The sequence below is a fragment of the Rhodoferax sp. GW821-FHT07F03 genome, assembly GCF_059418745.1.
The window spans coordinates 268,074-285,485 of sequence record NZ_JBWKQM010000002.1 but is presented as its reverse complement, the minus strand read 5'-3'; the positions used below and the strand labels follow the sequence as shown (position 1 = coordinate 285,485).

Annotated in this window: 18 protein-coding genes; 9 read left to right on the top strand and 9 right to left on the bottom strand. The window is 63.7% G+C overall.

What is annotated here, in order from left to right; all coding sequences use genetic code 11:
* The first annotated feature begins 42 nt into the window (after positions 1-42).
* Positions 43-807 (top strand): trans-aconitate 2-methyltransferase, encoded by a 765-nt coding sequence (gene tam / locus AC07R0_RS03970; protein WP_495103873.1) that lies wholly within the window; start codon positions 43-45, stop codon positions 805-807.
* 1 nt (position 808) lies between these two features.
* Here the strand turns inward: tam and AC07R0_RS03965 are convergent, their stop codons facing one another.
* Genes AC07R0_RS03965 through dusB form a run of 4 tightly spaced genes read right to left on the bottom strand, consistent with a single transcriptional unit; the run spans position 809 to position 4,037 of the window.
* Complete coding sequence (locus tag AC07R0_RS03965) at positions 809-1,126, bottom strand: c-type cytochrome (protein WP_495103872.1); 318 nt, start codon at positions 1,124-1,126, stop codon at positions 809-811.
* A gap of 4 nt (positions 1,127-1,130) precedes the next feature.
* A complete protein-coding gene (purH, locus tag AC07R0_RS03960; protein WP_495103871.1) occupies positions 1,131-2,702 on the bottom strand; it encodes a bifunctional phosphoribosylaminoimidazolecarboxamide formyltransferase/IMP cyclohydrolase in 1,572 nt (523 codons plus the stop codon).
* Positions 2,703-2,754: 52 nt separating this feature from the next.
* Positions 2,755-2,991: a Fis family transcriptional regulator gene (locus AC07R0_RS03955; protein WP_490590869.1), complete on the bottom strand. Its 237-nt coding sequence runs from the start codon at positions 2,989-2,991 to the stop codon at positions 2,755-2,757.
* Complete coding sequence (gene dusB / locus AC07R0_RS03950) at positions 2,988-4,037, bottom strand: tRNA dihydrouridine synthase DusB (protein WP_495103870.1); 1,050 nt, start codon at positions 4,035-4,037, stop codon at positions 2,988-2,990. Before dusB ends, AC07R0_RS03955 begins: the two co-directional genes overlap by 4 nt.
* A gap of 128 nt (positions 4,038-4,165) precedes the next feature.
* Here dusB and AC07R0_RS03945 point away from each other — a divergent pair, with 128 nt between their 5' ends.
* Entirely contained in the window at positions 4,166-4,681 is a 516-nt protein-coding gene (locus AC07R0_RS03945; protein WP_495103869.1) for a septal ring lytic transglycosylase RlpA family protein, read from the top strand.
* Here the strand turns inward: AC07R0_RS03945 and AC07R0_RS03940 are convergent.
* Entirely contained in the window at positions 4,678-5,568 is an 891-nt protein-coding gene (locus AC07R0_RS03940; RefSeq protein ID WP_495103868.1) for a LysR substrate-binding domain-containing protein, read from the bottom strand. The genes AC07R0_RS03945 and AC07R0_RS03940 overlap by 4 nt on opposite strands.
* A 100-nt stretch (positions 5,569-5,668) precedes the next feature.
* Between AC07R0_RS03940 and AC07R0_RS03935 the strand changes: the two genes are divergently transcribed.
* The gene (locus tag AC07R0_RS03935; RefSeq protein ID WP_495103867.1) at positions 5,669-6,874 is read left to right on the top strand and encodes an MFS transporter; all 1,206 of its coding nucleotides are present in this window, start codon (positions 5,669-5,671) and stop codon (positions 6,872-6,874) included.
* Positions 6,875-6,908: 34 nt separating this feature from the next.
* Positions 6,909-7,721 (top strand): 2,5-didehydrogluconate reductase DkgB, encoded by an 813-nt coding sequence (dkgB, locus tag AC07R0_RS03930; protein WP_495103866.1) that lies wholly within the window; start codon positions 6,909-6,911, stop codon positions 7,719-7,721.
* 59 nt (positions 7,722-7,780) lie between these two features.
* Here the strand turns inward: dkgB and aceA are convergent, their stop codons facing one another.
* A complete protein-coding gene (gene aceA, locus AC07R0_RS03925) occupies positions 7,781-9,100 on the bottom strand; it encodes an isocitrate lyase (protein ID WP_495073814.1) in 1,320 nt (439 codons plus the stop codon).
* A gap of 308 nt (positions 9,101-9,408) precedes the next feature.
* On the opposite strand from aceA, the gene AC07R0_RS03920 reads away from it, so the two are divergent.
* The gene (locus AC07R0_RS03920) at positions 9,409-9,888 is read left to right on the top strand and encodes a YqaA family protein (protein ID WP_495073815.1); all 480 of its coding nucleotides are present in this window, start codon (positions 9,409-9,411) and stop codon (positions 9,886-9,888) included.
* A 3-nt stretch (positions 9,889-9,891) separates the two neighbouring features.
* Here AC07R0_RS03920 and AC07R0_RS03915 read toward each other — a convergent pair whose 3' ends face one another.
* From AC07R0_RS03915 to AC07R0_RS03905, 3 genes are all read right to left on the bottom strand, one after another.
* On the bottom strand, positions 9,892-10,644 hold the full coding sequence (locus AC07R0_RS03915) for an RNA pseudouridine synthase (RefSeq protein ID WP_495103865.1): 753 nt from the start codon (positions 10,642-10,644) through the stop codon (positions 9,892-9,894).
* A gap of 69 nt (positions 10,645-10,713) precedes the next feature.
* Positions 10,714-11,805 carry a redox-regulated ATPase YchF gene (gene ychF, locus AC07R0_RS03910; RefSeq protein ID WP_495103864.1) on the bottom strand — a complete coding sequence of 364 codons (1,092 nt, stop codon included), beginning with the start codon at positions 11,803-11,805 and terminating at the stop codon, positions 10,714-10,716.
* Between the two features lie 255 nt (positions 11,806-12,060).
* On the bottom strand, positions 12,061-12,945 hold the full coding sequence (locus AC07R0_RS03905) for an MOSC domain-containing protein (protein WP_495103863.1): 885 nt from the start codon (positions 12,943-12,945) through the stop codon (positions 12,061-12,063).
* A gap of 103 nt (positions 12,946-13,048) precedes the next feature.
* On the opposite strand from AC07R0_RS03905, the gene AC07R0_RS03900 reads away from it, so the two are divergent.
* From AC07R0_RS03900 to AC07R0_RS03885, 4 genes are all read left to right on the top strand, one after another.
* Positions 13,049-14,167: an FAD-dependent monooxygenase gene (locus AC07R0_RS03900; protein ID WP_495103862.1), complete on the top strand. Its 1,119-nt coding sequence runs from the start codon at positions 13,049-13,051 to the stop codon at positions 14,165-14,167.
* Between the two features lie 43 nt (positions 14,168-14,210).
* Complete coding sequence (locus AC07R0_RS03895; protein ID WP_495073820.1) at positions 14,211-14,930, top strand: DsbC family protein; 720 nt, start codon at positions 14,211-14,213, stop codon at positions 14,928-14,930.
* 101 nt (positions 14,931-15,031) lie between these two features.
* Positions 15,032-15,466 carry a DUF3429 family protein gene (locus tag AC07R0_RS03890; protein WP_495073821.1) on the top strand — a complete coding sequence of 145 codons (435 nt, stop codon included), beginning with the start codon at positions 15,032-15,034 and terminating at the stop codon, positions 15,464-15,466.
* A gap of 37 nt (positions 15,467-15,503) precedes the next feature.
* Positions 15,504-17,339 (top strand): M61 family metallopeptidase, encoded by a 1,836-nt coding sequence (locus AC07R0_RS03885; protein WP_495103861.1) that lies wholly within the window; start codon positions 15,504-15,506, stop codon positions 17,337-17,339.
* The last annotated feature ends 73 nt before the right edge of the window (positions 17,340-17,412 follow it).

Below are 17,412 nucleotides of genomic sequence, written 5' to 3'. Positions count from 1 at the left end.
CTCCTGTTAAAAAGAGGGCATTAACCCACAAAGGAGCTTGGCATGCACTGGTCGGCCCAACAATACTCCACGTTTGAAGCGGAGCGCACGCGCCCGGTACGCGACCTGGTGGCCGCCCTGCCGGAGCAGGAAGTGCACCACGCCGTGGACCTGGGCTGCGGCCCGGGCAACTCCACCGAGGTGCTGGCCCACCGTTTTCCCAATGCCAGCGTCACCGGGCTGGACAGCTCGGACGATATGGTTGCCGCGGCGCGCCAGCGCCTGCCCGCGCTGCAGTTTGCGCTGGCCGACATCCAGACCTGGCAACCAGCCCAGCCGCCGGACGTGCTGCTGGCCAATGCATCGCTACAGTGGCTGCCTGACCATGCCACGCTCTACCCACGCCTGGTCGGCACATTGGCACCCGGCGGCAGCCTGGCCATACAGACACCGGACAACCAGGAAGAACCCGCCCATCGCTTGGCGCGCAAGCTGGCCACCCAAGGACCCTGGGCCGCGCAGATAGGCGCCGTGCAGCACCCGCCACGGCATAGCGCAGAGTGGTATTACGCCCTGCTACGGCCGCATTGCAGCCATCTGGATGTGTGGCGCACCACCTACTTTCACCCACTGGCGGGCGGTGTCCAGGCGGTGGTGGAATGGTTCAAGGGATCGGCGCTGCGGCCCTACTTGGCGCTGCTGGACGCGGCACAGCAAACGGCGTTTCTGGAAAGCTACCAGGCAGCCATTGCCCAGGCCTACCCGGCGCTGGCAGACGGCACGGTGCTGCTGCCCTTTCCGCGCCTATTCATCGTGGCGCGCAGCTAAATCAGGGCACTGGTGGCTGGGACAGGACCCAGCGCGCCAGGGCCTGCGCGTCGGCCTCCGACACCTGGGTTTGCCTCGGCATCAGCAGCCGCCCCCAGGCACCTACGCCACCGCTGCGTATTTTGGCGGCCAGCCGGGCCGGTGCTTCCGCATCGCCCTGGTAGCGGGCGGCCACCTGGGCAAAGCCCGGCCCCACCTGCTTGTGCACCAGGCCGTGGCAGGACATGCAGCCGGACTGCTGGGCCAGCTCCTGCGGTGGCACCGCCGCCCAGCCGCTAGCGCAGAACAGCGCAGCGGCAAACACGGCGCTGGTGCGCATGGTCTTAGTGGCGGAAGTGGCGCACGCCGCTGAACACCATGGCCACACCGCGCTCGTTGGCGGCGGCAATGACTTCATCGTCACGCATCGAACCGCCGGGCTGGATCACGCAGGTCGCGCCCGCGTCTACCACCACGTCCAGCCCATCACGGAACGGGAAGAAGGCATCGCTGGCCACGGCCGTACCGGCCAGGCTCAGATTCGCGTGGCCAGCCTTGATGCTGGCGATGCGTGCCGAGTCCAGGCGGCTCATCTGGCCGGCACCCACACCCATGGTCATGCCGTCCTTGCAGAAGACAATGGCATTGCTCTTGACGAACTTGGCCACCTTCCAGGCGAACAACAGGTCTTGCAGTTGCTGCTGCGTGGGCTGCACGGTGGTGACGACTTTCAGGTCGGCCAGCGCCAGCTCGTGGTTGTCGGCGGTCTGCATCAGCAGGCCGGAGCCGATGCGCTTGATGTCCATCGCGTTCTGGCCTTTTTCCCAGGCAGTCGCACCGCCGGTGGGCAAAGCGATTTCCAGGATACGGACGTTGGCCTTGGCCTTGAACACTTCCAGCGCCTCGGCGGTGTAGCCGGGTGCCATCAGCACTTCGACGAACTGCTTCGAAATCTGTAGCGCAGTGTCCTTATCCAATGTGCGGTTGAGGGCAATAATGCCGCCAAAAGCGGAGGTAGGGTCGGTCTGGAAGGCCTTGCTATAGGCTTCCAGGCCGTTCGCGCCCACGGCCACGCCGCAGGGGTTGGCGTGCTTGACGATCACGCAGGCTGGCACGTCGAAGCTCTTCACACATTCCCAGGCCGCGTCGGCGTCGGCGATGTTGTTGTAGCTCAGCTCTTTGCCTTGCAGCTGCTTGGCGGTGACCAGGGAGCCGGGGGCGGGGTGCAGGTCGCGGTAGAAAGCGGCTTGCTGGTGTGGGTTCTCGCCGTAGCGCAGGTCTTGCAGCTTCACGAAGCGGCCGTTGGTTTGCGCGGGGAACTGGGCGTGGCTGCCGTCTTCCTGGATGCTGGACAGGTAGTCGCTGATGGCGCCGTCATACTGGCTGATGCGGTTGAACGCGGCCACCGACAGGGCGAACTTGGTCTTCTGGCTGACGGAGCCGGTGGCCTTCAGCTCGGCCACCACGCCGTCGTACTGGCTGGCGTCGGTCAGCACGGCCACGTCTTTCCAGTTCTTGGCGGCGCTGCGCACCATGGCTGGGCCGCCGATGTCGATGTTTTCGATCGCGTCTTCCAGCGTGCAGCCGGGCTTGGCCACGGTGGCTTCAAACGGGTACAGGTTCACCACCAGCAGGTCGATAGTGGCGATGTCGTGCGTCTTCAGAGCCGCCATGTGCTCGGGAAAATCGCGGCGTGCCAGCAGGCCGCCGTGCACCTTGGGGTGCAGGGTCTTGACGCGGCCGTCCAGCATCTCGGGAAAACCGGTGTGGTCGGCCACCTCGGTGACGGGCAGGCCGTTGTCGGCCAGCAGCTTGGCGGTACCGCCGGTGGACAGCAGGCCATAGCCCAGGGCGTGGAGGGAGCGGGCCAGTTCCAGGACACCGGTTTTATCAGAGACGGAGAGTAGTGCGTTCATGGGGTTCTACAGGTCAGGGAGTCAAAATAAAAAGGGGGACGCAGGCGCGAACTTATTCCACCAGGCGGTGTTCCAGCAGCTTCTTGCGCAGGGTGTTGCGGTTCAGGCCCAGCCAGGCGGCCGCGCGGGACTGGTTGTTGTCGGCCTGGGCCATGACCACTTCGAGCAGGGGTTTTTCCACCACCCGGACCATCATGTCGTACATGCCTGCGGGCTCGATACCGTCCAGGTCCTTGAAGTAGCCGGCCAAACTGGCTCTTACACATTCATCGATACTTTTTTGGCTCACTCGGTGCTCTCCAGATGCGGTCTTGTTTCTTGGGTGCTGGGGTCGGCGGCTTCGGGCATGCGGTCCATGGTGGCGGCAAGCCCGGAAAAGAATGCGTCCACCGCGGCCAGCTGCAGCTGCGGCTCTTCCAGCAGGTTCATGCGGGCGCGGAAGGCCTCGCCCCCCGGCAGGTCTTTGACATACCAGCCGATGTGCTTGCGCGCGGTGCGTACGCCGCTGAAGTCGCCGTACAGACTGTAGTGGTCTTCCAGGTGCTCCAGCAGCAGGCGCTGGACTTCGGCCACCAGCGGCGGTGCCAGGTGCGTGCCGGTTTCCAGGAAATACGCCACCTCGCGGAAGATCCAGGGCCGGCCCTGGGCGGCACGGCCGATCATGGCTGCGTCGGCACCGGTATAGGCCAACACGTCGCGCACTTTCTCCGGGGTGGTCAGGTCGCCATTGGCCACCACCGGCACGCGCACCGCGGCTTTGACGGCGGCAATGGTGTCGTATTCGGCATGGCCTTTGTAGCCCTGCTCGCGGGTACGGCCGTGCACGGTCAGCATCTGCACGCCAGCCTGCTCGAACTGGCGCGCCAAGGCCACGGCGTTCTTGTTGTCCTGGCTCCAGCCGGTGCGCATCTTCAACGTGACCGGCACACCGTGTGGCGCGCAGGCGGCGACCACAGCCTCCACGATGGCCAGGGCCAGGGGTTCGTCCTGCATCAATGCCGAGCCAGCCCATTTGTTGCACACCTTCTTGGCCGGGCAGCCCATGTTGATGTCGATGATCTGGGCGCCGTTGGCCACGTTGTAGGCCGCCGCCTCGGCCATCATGGCTGCATCGGTGCCGGCGATCTGCACGGCAATCGGCGCTACCTCGCCGTCGTGGTTGGCGCGGCGTGAGGTCTTCAGCGTGTTCCACAAGTCGCGCCGCGAGGTCACCATTTCGCTGACCGCGTAACCCGCGCCTAGCGCTTTACACAGGCGACGAAACGGCCTGTCGGTCACGCCAGCCATGGGCGCAACAAACAAGCGATTCGCCAAAGCGTACGGGCCAATGTGCATGGGAATAGGTCAACGCGCCGGTGAGGCGCCAAGGAAAAATCGGGGGGATCGCTATTCTAGCTGCTCAAAATTTCAGCAATCAAAATGCGTCACCTTGGCGACAGTGGCCAGCCAAGTAACATGCCGCGATGTTTAAGAAGCGTCTTGCACTCCAGGCCCTGCTGCTCTCTCTGACCGGGATGGGGGCCGCCGGCACCTGGGCGCAAACCATCCCGGCCGAAGACCACAACGCCGATGCAGCGCCCCCCAACTCGGAGAGTGCGCCCGCCAACGACTTCTGGTCCGGCGACCTGGGCCAGGGCGCGGCCCAGCGTGGCGTGGCCAGCTGGTATGGGCGGCGATTCCATGGTCGGCGCACCGCCTCGGGCGAGATTTTCAAGTCCAATGAACTGACCGCCGCGCACCGCACCCTGCCCCTGTTCAGCTACGCCCGGGTGACGCTGCTGCGCACCGGTAAAAGCGTGGTGGTGCGCATCAATGACCGGGGGCCGCACATCCTGACCCACCGGGTCATCGACCTGAGCCAAGCCGCTGCCGCGGAAATAGGCCTGCTGGCCCTGGGCACGGCCGAGGTGCTAGTGGAGCGCGTGTTGCAGCGCACGCCCGAGGACGGCCCGGGCACCGGTCTGCGCCTGCCAGGTTAAACGGCGGCCATGCGCTCGGCCATGAAGTCCACAAAACAGCGAATGCGCGAAGCCAGCGCGGTATTGCGGTAGTACACAGCGTGGATGGGCTGACGCACTTCCAAGGTGTCGCGCGGCAGCACCTGCACCAAGTCCCCCCGGGCCCGGTCCTGCGACGTCATGAAGTCCGACAGGCAGACGATGCCGGCACCGGCCAGCGCCAGGTGCCGCAGGGTCTCGCCGCTGGATGCCTTGACCACCGGCTGCACGGCAAAACCATCGCCGTCGGCGTGGCGTAGCGGCCAGAGGTTCAGGCTCTCGGGCTGGGTGAAGCCCAGCAGGCTGTGTCGGCGCAGATCGTCCACGGTTTTCGGCCGGCCCTGGGCTTTCAGGTAAGCCGGGCTGGCCAGCACGCGCAACGGGTACTGCGCCAGGGGCCGGGCATGCAGGCTGGAGTCGCGCAGCGTGCCGATGCGAATGGCCACGTCGGTACGCTGCTCCAGCAGGTCGATGATGTTGTCGCTGCTGTGCAACTCCAGCGCGATGTCCGGGTATTGCGCGCGAAAAGCCGCCACCAGGGGCACGATGCCGTGCAGAACAAACGGCGCGGCGGCATTCACCCGCAGCAGGCCAGCGGGCTGCAGCCGGCGGGCCTGCATTTGCTCCTCAGCCGCGTCCACCGCCGCCAGGATCTCGCGCGCATGCGCCAGAAATACCTGGCCCTCTTCCGTCAACTCCAGCTTGCGCGTGGTGCGGCGCAGCAAGGTGGTGCCCAGCTTCTGCTCCAGGCGACCCAGCGCCCGGCTGATGCCCGACGTGGTCTGCGCCAGTTGCGCGGCTGCGGCGGTGATGGAGTGGCTGTCCACCACGGTGGTAAAGGCCAGTAGTTCGTCCAGACTTGTCTTCATTGTTGACTTTATATCAAGAATATTGTGCTGGATACCGGCTTTTTCTCCAAGAATAAAAACCAGACACTGCAGGCCTTGTGACTCATTTGGAGTGGATTTAATGCCTCTTGCCCTGCTTGCGCTGACCCTCAGCGCCTTTGCCATCGGAACGACCGAGTTCGTCATCGTGGGACTGATCCCCACGGTGGCCGCCGACCTGGGCGTCAACCTGCCATCCGCCGGCCTGCTGGTCAGCCTGTATGCGCTGGGGGTCGCCGTGGGCGCCCCGGTGCTCACTGCGCTAACCGGCAAGCTGCCGCGCAAAACCCTGGTGCTGGCGCTGATGCTGCTGTTCACCCTGGGCAATTTGCTGGCCTGGCAGGCACCGGGTTACACCAGCCTGGTCTTCGCGCGCCTGGTCACCGGCCTGGCGCACGGAGTGTTTTTCTCTATCGCCTCCACCATCGCCACCAGCCTGGTGCCCAAAGAGAAGGCCGCAAGCGCCATCGCCACCATGTTCAGCGGCCTCACCGTGGCCCTGGTGACGGGGGTGCCGCTGGGCACCTTCATCGGCCAGCACTTTGGTTGGCGGGCCACCTTTCTGGCAGTAGCCGCGCTCGGCGTAGTGGCTTTTATCGGCAGCCTGGCCTTTTTGCCAGCCAAGCTGCAGCGCAGCCAGCCCGCGTCCTTGCTACAACAGTTGACCGTGCTGCGCCAGCCGCGCCTGCTGTTGGTCTACGCCATGACGGCCGTGGGCTATGGCGGTTCGTTCATTGCCTTCACCTATCTGGCGCCCATGCTGCAGCAGGTATCGGGCTTTGAAGCCAACGCGGTCGGCCTGGTGATGCTGGCCTACGGCGTGTCGGTGGCGGTAGGCAATATCTGGGGCGGCAAGCTGGCCGACCAGCGGGGCCCGGTGGGCGCATTGAAACTGATTTTTGCGCTGCTGGCGGCAGTGCTGCTGGTGCTGAGTTGGACGGCCCCGCACAAAAGCCTGATGGTGCTGACCGTGCTGGCCTGGGGTGCCGTGGCTTTTGGCAATGTGGCTGGCTTGCAGGTCTATGTGGTGCAACAGGCCGAACGCTTTGCGCCCCGGGCCGTAGACGTGGCCTCCGGCCTGAACATCGCCGCCTTTAACCTCGGCATTGCCGGCGGCGCATGGGGTGGCGGCCGCATCGTGGACAGCATCGGCCTGATGCACACGCCCTGGATAGGCGCCTTAGTCGTTCTGCTGGCCTGGGGCCTGACGGCCTGGAGCGGCCGACTGGACCAGCACAACCCCGCGCCTGCCAGAACCCGCCGAGCCGCCATCGCTGGCGGGCATTGATCCCCCACTGCAACCCTGTTTTGAAAGAAAAACCATGTCTACACACACTATCCCTCCGATCGGCGTGGGCACCTTCCGCCTGCAAGGCGACACCGCCACCGCCTCGGTGCGCACTGCGCTGGAACTGGGCTACCGCCATATCGATACCGCCCAGATCTATGGCAACGAGGCCGCCGTAGGCCAGGTGATTGCGGACAGCGGCGTGCCGCGCCACGAGCTGTTCGTCACCACCAAGATCTGGACGGACCACCTGGCAGGCTCCAAGCTCATCCCCAGTCTGCAAGAAAGCTTGACCAAGTTGCGCCTGGACTATGTGAACCTGACGCTGATCCACTGGCCCTCACCCGGCGGTGTGGTGCCGGTGGCGGAGTCGCTGCAGGCCTTGCAGCAAGCCCAGGCCCAGGGCCTGACGCGCCAGATCGGCGTGTCCAATTTCAACATCGCCTTGCTGCAGCAGGCCATTGCTGCGGTGGGCGCGGACGCAATTGCCACCAACCAGGTGGAAGTCCACCCTTATCTGCAAAACGGCAGGCTGGTGAACTTCACCCAAAGCCAGGGCATAGCCGTGACCTCGTACATGACACTGGCCTACGGCAAGGTACTGGCTGACCCGGTCGTGCTGTCCATCGCGCAGCGCCTGAACGCCACACCCGCGCAGGTGGTGCTGGCCTGGGCTTTGCAGCGCGGGCTGGGAGTCATTCCTTCGTCCACACAACGGAATAACCTGCAGAGCAATCTGGCCGCTGCGGCACTGCGCCTGGGCGACGACGATATGGCCGCCATCGCCCGCCTCGATCGCGGTGAGCGCCTGGCCAACCCGGACGGGCTGGCACCACTATGGGACTAATGGCCTGCCCATGAAAAAAGCCCGCAGCTGCGGGCTTTTTCGTTCCATCCTTCAAGGAATTAGTGGAACTGCTCTTCTTCGGTAGAGCCGGTCAGCGCCGTCACGCTGGACTTGCCGCCCTGGATCACGGTGGTGACTTCGTCGAAGTAACCGGTGCCCACCTCTTGCTGGTGCGACACAAAGGTGTAGCCGCGGTCGCGGGCAGCGAACTCGGGCTCTTGCACCTTTTCCACATAGGCCGACATGCCGCGCTTCACATAGTCTTGTGCCAGGTCGAACATGTTGAACCACATCGAGTGGATGCCGGCCAGCGTGATGAACTGGTACTTGTAGCCCATGGCGCCGAGTTCACGCTGGAACTTGGCGATGGTCGCATCGTCCAGGTTCTTCTTCCAGTTGAAGGACGGCGAGCAGTTGTAGGCCAGCATCTTGCCGGGGTGCACCTTGTGAACGGCGTCGGCAAACTTCTTGGCGAAGGCCAGGTCGGGCGTGCCGGTTTCGCACCACACCAGATCGGCGTAGTGGGCGTAGGCGATCGCGCGGCTGATGGCCTGGTCAATGCCCTTGTTGGTCTTGTAGAACCCTTCAGAGGTGCGCTCACCGGTGATGAAGGGCTTGTCGTTCTCGTCGTAGTCGCTGGTCAGCAGGTCGGCGGCTTCGGCATCGGTGCGGGCAATCACCAGGGTCGGCACGCCGCAGACGTCGGCGGCCATGCGGGCGGCGATCAGCTTTTGCACGGCTTCGGCAGTCGGCACCAGCACCTTGCCGCCCATGTGGCCGCATTTCTTGACGGATGCCAGCTGGTCTTCCCAGTGCACGCCGGCCGCGCCGGAATTGATCATGGCCTTCATCAGTTCGAAGGCGTTCAGCACGCCGCCGAAACCGGCTTCGGCATCGGCCACGATGGGCGCGAAGTTGTCGATGTAGCCGGCGTCGCCCGCATCAATGCCCTTGGAGTGCTGGATCTCGTCGGCACGGCGGAAGGTGTTGTTGATGCGCTCGACCACTTTCGGCACCGAGTCCACGGGGTACAGCGACTGGTCAGGGTACATGGCGGCGTAGCCGTTGTTGTCGGCTGCCACTTGCCAGCCGGACAGGTAGATGGCCTTCACGCCGGCCTTCACCTGCTGCATGGCCTGGCCACCGGTCAGCGCGCCCAGGCAGTTCACATAGGCTTCGGTGTGCAGCAAGTCCCAGAGCTTTTCAGCGCCACGGCGGGCCAGGGTGTGCTCGATGGGGAAGGAGCCGCGCAGACGCACGACTTCGGCCGCGGTGTAGCCACGTTTGATGCCCTTCCAACGGGGATTGGTGTCCCAGTCTTTTTGCAGAGCGGCGGCTTGTTGTTCACGGCTGAGTTGTTCGGTGATGGATTGCGGCATAAAGACTCCAGAGGTTGATTGAAACAGGGTCTGCACCAGCGGCGGGTTCTGCGGTGCCGGTGGGAAAATTCTAAGTCTTCTACAAGACTTTTGATACTCTTATGTCTTATATAAGAGTAAATATTTACACCATAAAAATCAATGACTTACGATGGATTTTTGCAATGCGAAACAAAAAACCGCTGACCGAAAATAAATGCTGCACTGCAGCAGCACGTCGTTTCGCGCAGCGGTGGACGAATATCACATTGTGAAATACGTATCCCATCTGCGCAGGGCACCCTGCATCGCAACCCTATACTGGCTCCATGCAAGCCTGGATAGAACACCTGCTGACCCTGTTGGCACTGCCGCAATTCGGCCTGAGCACCCTGTTTGTGGTGTCCTTCATTTCCGCCACGCTACTGCCCCTGGGCTCCGAGCCGGCAGTGATCGGACTGGTTTCCCTCAACCCCGGCCTGTTCTGGCCTGCGGTTTTCACCGCCACGCTGGGCAACACCTTGGGCGGTGCCGTGGATTGGTGGATGGGCTATGGCGCCCATAAAGTGGCAGACAAATACCAGCATTCGGCCTACCACGTTCGCGTGCTGGGCTGGCTGGAACGTCTGGGTCCCAAGGCCTGCCTGCTGGCCTGGCTGCCGCTGGTGGGTGACCCGCTGTGTGCGGTGGCCGGCTGGCTCAAACTGCCGTTCTGGCCTTGCCTGGGCTATATGGCAGTGGGCAAGTTTTTACGCTATCTGGTGATGACAGGATCGGTAGTGTGGGCGTTTCCCCACCTAAGCTGGTAGCGCTCAGAAACGCTCGTCTGCCGCCAGGTAGCGCCATTGGCCAGGAGCCAGCGCTGTCATGGCCACACGACCCACACGCATACGCTTGACGCTGAGTATGCGCAGCCCGGCACTTTCACACAGGTAGTCAACCTGCCCCGGGCGCTCGCCCTTGAGCGCGAAACGCAACCGGGTTTCGGTTTCGGTATTGCTGCTGACGCTGACCTTGGCGGGGGTCAACAGTCGCTCGTGGTACTGCACCGGCTCAGACATCGTACGCAGCATGCCGGGCGTGACGGCACCGGCCACTTCAACAATCAACTCGTGCTCGATCAGGTCCGCATCTTCCTCCAGCTTGCGCAAGACACGGCCATCCTGGGTGTAGACCACCAGACCGCTGGCCCGGCTGTCCATAGGGGAGGCCAGGCGCAATTGGGCAAAGTGTTTTTTAAGCACACGGATACCGGAGCGGTCATCGGGTGCATGGCTCTCGCGGGTTAACAGAGTCAGTGCGGCCTGTGCCTTGGGGCCAGGGCCGGCATCCAGACCGGCAGTGAAGCCCACCGGCTTGTGCAAGATCAGCGTGACACTCGGAGGCGCTAGCAGGCTGGCATCCGGGTCCACCTCGATCTTCTGGTCGGCCACGCGGAACATCGGCTCTTCCACCAGTTGCCCGTCCACACGCACCCAGCCGCCTTCGATGTACTGCTCTGCCTCGCGGCGAGAGCAGCCAAGCTGCTCGGCAAGGCGTTTGGCAAGACGAACCGGTTCGGTCATAGACACTATCGTTTTTATAGCTGCTTGCGCAGGGTTTATCTGCGCAAGCAGGCTAAAAGGCTTATGGAATTACGATGAGAACAAGAAGTTCATCACGTCGCCATCCTTGACGACGTAGTCCTTGCCTTCGGCGCGCATCTTGCCCGCATCCTTGGCGCCCTGCTCACCCTTGTTGACGATGAAGTCGTCAAACGCAATGGTCTGGGCGCGGATGTAACCCTTCTCGAAATCGGTGTGGATCACGCCAGCCGCCTGCGGGCCGGTGTCGCCCACGTGGATGGTCCAGGCGCGCACTTCCTTCACACCAGCGGTGAAATAAGTTTGCAGGCCCAGCAGCGAGTAGGCGGAGCGGATCAGGCGGTTCAAGCCCGGCTCGTCCTGGCCCAGTTCCTTCAAAAACTCCAGGCGGTCCGCATCGTCCATCTCGGACAACTCGGCTTCAATCTTGGCGCAAATGGCCACCACAGGCGCGTTCTGCGTCGCAGCATAGGCCTTCAGGCGGTCCAGAAACGGGTTGTTCTCGAAACCGTCTTCGCTGACGTTGCCAACGAACATCGCAGGCTTGGCGGTGATGAAGAAGAACTGCTTCAGCAGGGGCAACTCTTCCTTGCTGAAATCGATGGTACGCACGGGCTTGCCCTGGTCCAGCGCCGCCTGGCACTTCTCCAGAATGGCCACCAGCTTGATCGACTCCTTGTCGCCCGAACGTGCAGTCTTGGTCACGCGGTGCAGTGCCTTCTCGACCGCAGTCAAGTCGGCCAGGCACAGCTCGGTCTGGATCACTTCAATATCGGCAATCGGGTCGACCTTGCCGGCCACGTGGATCACGTTGTCGTCTTCAAAGCAGCGCACCACGTTGACGATGGCGTCGGTTTCGCGGATGTGCGCCAGGAATTTGTTACCCAGGCCTTCACCGGTGCTGGCACCGGCCACCAAGCCGGCGATGTCCACAAACTCGACAATCGCCGGCACGATGCGCTCTGGCGTGATGATCTCGGCCAGCTGCTGCAGGCGCGGATCAGGCACTTCCACCACGCCCACATTGGGCTCGATGGTGCAGAAGGGATAGTTTTCCGCGGCGATGCCCGCCTTGGTCAACGCGTTGAACAGGGTCGATTTACCGACGTTGGGCAGGCCCACAATGCCGCACTTCAAACTCATGAAATATCCTTAGGAATCAAGCACTTCAAGGCCCATGTGGAGCATCTCGAGGTGCCAGGCCCACATCAAGACGAAGGGGCCGAAAGAGGGTTGGCGACGCAACCAAAACCACGCCAATCGGCAAAATTTTGTGCTGGTTTTGTCACGCGGGAAGCCGCCAATTGTAATGACCCGCTAAATGGCGAGCGCGGGCTGCCGCCCAAGGGCTCAGCCGGTCCAATCCTTATGAACCTCCGCTTCTATGGCAAAAGCAGATCACTCAAACTTGTAGTCAGCTGTGGCGCTCTGCCCCACGCGCAGCGCCATGTCCACGCCGTCCACCACGATGGCGTTCATGCCGAAGGCCACGGCGCCGCCAACCACCTCGTTGCGGCGGTAGGTTTGCAGCATGTCGCCCACTACAGGGGTGCTGGTGGCGGTGGCCGGGTCGATGTTCGGGATCGGGCAGCGCGGGCAGGGCTTGACCATGCGCAAACGGGCCAGGCCCTGGAAGGTGCTGATGTGCAGCTCGTCCAGGCTATCTTCGTCATGGGCCTCCACGCCGGCCAGCACGATGTTCGGGCGAAAGCGCTGCATGCCCACCGCAGCTTCGCCAGCGGCCAGCAGGCGCTGGTTCAGGCCATCCAGCGCGGCCTCGCTGATGACCAGCACCGCAAAGCCGTCGCAAAACTGGTTCAGCGCCTCGGTGCCACCGGTCCATTTCAGGCTGGACAAGCGACGATGCTCGGGATCAAAGCGCACCAGCCGCAGCTTGCGCGGCACAGCCACGCGCTGGCCTGTGGCATCGGTGTTCAAAAAGTCGCTGAACCACTGGGCGGCCACATCGCCCATATCGAAGGCGGCCACGCTGTCGCTCCACACCGTCACCTGCGTTGGCTGCTCTACTTTATCTAGCGCAATGTGCAGAGCCAGCATGCCGGGGGCACGCAAAACCATCTCTAAGTTTTTCAGCTCGGGCTGAATCAGCGCCATGCGCGGCAGCTCGCGCTGGGTCACAAAAATGCCTTGCTCGTCCACTACCATCCAAGCGCGGTCGAATTCCAGGCCGGTTTCGGTCAGCGTGGCCTCGGGCAACTCCACGCCAGCGCAGGATTTGACCGGGTACACAAACAGGCGGGCGATGGTGGCTTGCACATCCATGGGGCAATTCCTTGGGCAAATCCAGGCATTGTGCCCGCCTCCTACAATCCCGGCACTGGACTTGTTGCCCGCCGGGCGACCCGTCCGTACCGACTTATCAGATATGGCCCAATCCTTCGACATATGTATCCGCGGCGCAGGCATCGTTGGCCGCACTTTGGCGCTGCTGCTGGCGCGCGACCGCCTGCGCGTGGCCCTGGTGGCCGAACCGGTCGCCCCCACTGCCAGCCAGGACGTGCGGGCCTACGCGCTGAACACGGCCTCGCGCGGGCTGCTGGAATCCCTGCGCAGCTGGCCCGAGCCGCAGCACGCCACCGCCGTGCAGAACATGCAGGTCTGGGGCGACAAGGGTGGCGAAGTGCACTTCAGCGCCGAGCAGCAAGGCGTACCCGCCCTGGCCTGGATCGTGGACGTGCCGGCCCTGGAGGCCCGCCTGTTTGACGCCGTGCGCTACCAGCCCATGATCGAGGTCGTCGGCAACCCGGTCGAGGCCAAGCTGACCGTGGTCTGCGAGGGCAAGGCCAGCGCAACCCGGGCCGAACTGGGCGTGGCATTCGACAGCATGGCCTACCAACAGCACGCCATCGCCACCCGCCTGGTATGTGAGAAACCGCACGGTGGCACCGCCCGCCAATGGTTTGTACAGGGTGAAATACTGGCTTTTTTGCCGATGCAGGGCGATGCAGGGAACTCTGTGGCCGTGGTGTGGTCTGTGCAAGAGGAACGCGCAGCCGAACTGCTGGCTTTGCCGCCCGAGGCGTTTGCCCAGGCACTGGAAGCCGCCAGCCACGGCACGCTGGGATCACTCGCGCTGGATGGCCCGCGCAACGCGTGGCCGCTGCACAAGGCGCAAGCGGCACGCTGGGTAGGGCAGAAGGAGCAGCGCGCATGGGTATTAGCAGGTGACGCGGCGCACACGGTGCACCCCCTGGCTGGCCAAGGCTTGAACCTGGGCCTGGGAGATGTGGCCGAACTGGCGCGTATTCTGCACGGCCGCGACTACTGGCGTAGCGTGGACGACAGCAAGCTTCTGCGCCAATACGAGCGCGCACGCAAGACCGCGCTGCTGACGGTAGGCGGTGCGACGGACGGGCTGCAGCAGCTGTTTGCACGCGACGATGCGACATGGCAGGGCCTGCGCAACTGGGGGATGAAGGGCTTTGAACGCAGCGGCTGGGTGAAGAGCTGGGTCGCGCGGCAGGCCATGGGTTTGGAAGGCTAGAGCATCTCGCTCTGTTCATTTTTTACGGTTTAGGTAGATATCCATGAGATTTTTGACACTCGCAGTCGCCACGGCAGCCACTCTCGCTTGCCTGGGCGCACAGGCCCAGGAGGCCGCCATCCGTAAAAATCTGGCCGAGCGCATTCCGCAGATGCCCAAGATCGACGAGGTCATCAAAAGCCCCATGCCCGGCCTGTACGAGCTGCGCGTAGGCGGCAGCGAGATCATGTACACCGATGCCGACGGCAACTTCCTGATCCAGGGCAATTTGATCGACACCAAGCTGCGCCGCAACCTGACCGAAGAGCGCATTGAAAAGCTCAGCGCGGTGAACTTTGACGACCTGCCCAGCAAGGACGCTTTCACCATCGTGCGCGGCAACGGCAAGCGCAAGATCGCCGTGTTTGAAGACCCGAACTGCGGTTACTGCAAACGCTTCGAGAAAGACCTGCAGAAGGTGGATAACGTCACCATCTCGCTCTACCTGTTCCCCATATTGAGCCCCGACTCCACCGACAAGGCCCGCAACATCTGGTGCGCCAAGGACAAGGGCAAAGCCTGGACCGACTGGATGGTGCGCAGCCAGCTGCCGCCCGCTGCGCCGGCCAATTGCGACGCCCCAGGCTTGGCGCGCAATGTGGAGTTCGGCAAAAAGTACCACATCACCGGCACGCCCACCCTGCTGTTTGCTGACGGCTCGCGCATCCCAGGCGCCATCCCGTCCGAGCAGGTCGAAGCCCAGCTGGCCAAAATCAAGAACTAAACCAGGAACTCAAAACCCGCCGCCACCAGCGGCGTGGTGTTTTACACACAGTGGGCCATTCGCTGGCGCGCAGGGCTGCCAAAGCCCGGAAAATCGCGCCCATGCAAAAAAACTCCACTGAAATTCTGGTCCATCGCGTCGCCTACGTTGGCATGGCGGTCTATGTGCTGCTCGCACTCCTGATCTGGCTGGTGCCAGACAACCTGCACCCGTTTATTGCCATCTCCCTGGTCGGCCTGGCCGCCACCCATGCCACCTTTTTGGGCGGCATCCACGGAGGCATCGGCCTGCACATGGACTCCCCCACGCCGCGCAAGAACATTGCACTGGCCACTATTCCCGCATTTTTGAGCTGGATCGCCATCATCATGCCCGCCTACGCCGGCCTGCCGCTGCTGGGCCTACTGCTGGCCGTGTGGTGCGTGGTGGACCACAAAACCTGGCCCGAAGCCGGCCTGGCCGCTTGGCTGCCGCTGCGCCTGCACACCACCATCGCAGCCGTGCTGAGCTGCTTGATGGGCGCTGCGGGGACTTGAACCCGGGTCGGCCCGCGGCTGGGGTATTCTTCACTCCATGCCTACGCCCCAACCCGCATCCCGCGCACTCAGCGCCGTCTCTTACCGCGTGGAGGTGGCCGACCTCCACGCCCACCTGTTCCGCGTCACGCTGACCATCGCCCAGCCCGCCGCCACGCAGCGGGTGTCGCTGCCGGTCTGGATTCCAGGCAGCTATCTGGTGCGGGAGTTTTCCAAAAACCTGCAACTGCTGCAGGCCCGCCAGGGCAAACGCGCCGTGCCACTGCTGCAACTGGACAAGAACACCTGGGAAGCCACAGCCACGCCCGCCAAGCCCTTGGTGCTGAGCTGCGAGGTCTATGCCAACGACGCCTCCGTGCGCACTGCCTGGCTGGACGCCACGCGCGGCTTCTTCAACGGCACCAGCCTGTTCCTGCGCGTGCACGGCCAGGAAGACGCTCCCCACAGCCTGGAACTGGCCACCAGTCCGGCCACTACATCCTGGAGCGTAGCCACCGGCTTGCAGGCCGTGGCGGTAGACGCTGCCGGCTTCGGCCACTACCGCGCGGCCAGCTATGACGAGCTGGTGGACTGCCCGGTGGAAATGGGCACGTTCTGGAGCGGCGAATTCAAGGCCGGCGGCGTACCCCACCGCTTTGTGGTGGCCGGCGTGCCGCCCGCCTTCGACGGCGCCCGCCTGCTGGCCGACACCAAGGCCATCTGCGAAACCGAGATCCGCTTCTGGCACGCCAACAAACAGGCCGGCAAGCCGCCGTACGCCAGCTACCTGTTCATGCTGAATGCAGTGGACGACGGCTACGGCGGGCTGGAGCACCGCAACTCCACGGTACTGATCTGCAACCGCCGCGATCTGCCGCGCCTGGGCGATGCAGATGCCAAAAAGCCAGCCAAGGCCACCACACCCACCAAACGCAGCGAGGGCTACACCACCCTGCTGGGCCTGATCAGCCACGAGTACTTCCATACCTGGAACGTCAAGCGCCTGCGCCCGGTCGAATTCGCGCGCTACCAATTTGACGCCGAGCAGTACACCCGGTTGCTGTGGTTTTTTGAGGGCTTCACCAGCTACTACGACGACCTGCTGCTGCGCCGCGCCGGCCTACTGGACAACACGGCCTACCTCAAGCTGCTGAACAAGACCATCAACCAGGTGCAGCAAACCCCGGGCCGGCTGGTGCAGTCGGTGGCCGACGCCAGCATGGACGCCTGGGTCAAGTACTACCGGCAGGATGAAAACACACCCAACGCCACCGTCAGCTACTACACCAAGGGCGCGCTGGTCGCCCTGTGCTTCGACCTGACCTTGCGCGGCGAGGGCCAAACCACGTTGGACGACGTGATGCGCGCCCTGTGGCTGCGCTGCCAGGGCGGGCCCATGGCGGAAGCCGACTTCGCTGCCGTGCTGGCCAAGCTGGGCGGCCGCTCTTTTCATGCCGAAATCCAGGCCTGGGTGCATGGCACCGGCGAGCTGCCACTGAAAGACCTGCTGGCCGGCCACGGCGTCACCGTGCATGAAGACCCGGCCCAACTGGCCCAGCGCCTGGGCCTGCGCGTGGCCGAAAGCCAGGGCCTGCAAGTCAAGGTGGTGCTGCGCGGTGGCGCGGCCGAGCTGGCCGGCTTCGCCGCCGGCGACGAATGGCTGGGCGTGGAAGTGGCGCAGGGCCAACAGACCAGCGGCTGGCGCATGTCCAAGCTGGACGACCTGCTGCTGTATGCCGGCCAGCAACGCCAGGTCACCGCCCTGGTCGCCCGCGATAAGCGGCTGCTGCGCCTGACGCTGAACCTGCCATCCGTGGCCAGCACCAGCACCTGGCGTCTCGCCGCCGAGAACCCGCGCGCGGTTAGTGCCTGGCTGGAACCGGCCAAAAGCTGATGTTGAAGAATTTATAAGAAATATGCCTCTAGCGCAGGTAATACCTGCGCAAGCAGCTATTTTTTGGATAGCA

Coding starts and splice junctions, on each gene's coding strand:
- AC07R0_RS03920 (WP_495073815.1), top strand. CDS start 9,409: ATGCAAGCCTGGATAGAACACCTGCTGACCCTGTTGGCACTGCCGCAA.
- ychF (WP_495103864.1), bottom strand. CDS start 11,805: ATGAGTTTGAAGTGCGGCATTGTGGGCCTGCCCAACGTCGGTAAATCG.
- AC07R0_RS03900 (WP_495103862.1), top strand. CDS start 13,049: ATGGCCCAATCCTTCGACATATGTATCCGCGGCGCAGGCATCGTTGGC.
- AC07R0_RS03940 (WP_495103868.1), bottom strand. CDS start 5,568: ATGAAGACAAGTCTGGACGAACTACTGGCCTTTACCACCGTGGTGGAC.
- AC07R0_RS03895 (WP_495073820.1), top strand. CDS start 14,211: ATGAGATTTTTGACACTCGCAGTCGCCACGGCAGCCACTCTCGCTTGC.
- dusB (WP_495103870.1), bottom strand. CDS start 4,037: ATGCACATTGGCCCGTACGCTTTGGCGAATCGCTTGTTTGTTGCGCCC.
- AC07R0_RS03890 (WP_495073821.1), top strand. CDS start 15,032: ATGCAAAAAAACTCCACTGAAATTCTGGTCCATCGCGTCGCCTACGTT.
- AC07R0_RS03965 (WP_495103872.1), bottom strand. CDS start 1,126: ATGCGCACCAGCGCCGTGTTTGCCGCTGCGCTGTTCTGCGCTAGCGGC.
- AC07R0_RS03945 (WP_495103869.1), top strand. CDS start 4,166: ATGTTTAAGAAGCGTCTTGCACTCCAGGCCCTGCTGCTCTCTCTGACC.
- AC07R0_RS03885 (WP_495103861.1), top strand. CDS start 15,504: ATGCCTACGCCCCAACCCGCATCCCGCGCACTCAGCGCCGTCTCTTAC.
- AC07R0_RS03905 (WP_495103863.1), bottom strand. CDS start 12,945: ATGGATGTGCAAGCCACCATCGCCCGCCTGTTTGTGTACCCGGTCAAA.
- AC07R0_RS03915 (WP_495103865.1), bottom strand. CDS start 10,644: ATGACCGAACCGGTTCGTCTTGCCAAACGCCTTGCCGAGCAGCTTGGC.
- aceA (WP_495073814.1), bottom strand. CDS start 9,100: ATGCCGCAATCCATCACCGAACAACTCAGCCGTGAACAACAAGCCGCC.
- purH (WP_495103871.1), bottom strand. CDS start 2,702: ATGAACGCACTACTCTCCGTCTCTGATAAAACCGGTGTCCTGGAACTG.
- dkgB (WP_495103866.1), top strand. CDS start 6,909: ATGTCTACACACACTATCCCTCCGATCGGCGTGGGCACCTTCCGCCTG.
- tam (WP_495103873.1), top strand. CDS start 43: ATGCACTGGTCGGCCCAACAATACTCCACGTTTGAAGCGGAGCGCACG.
- AC07R0_RS03935 (WP_495103867.1), top strand. CDS start 5,669: ATGCCTCTTGCCCTGCTTGCGCTGACCCTCAGCGCCTTTGCCATCGGA.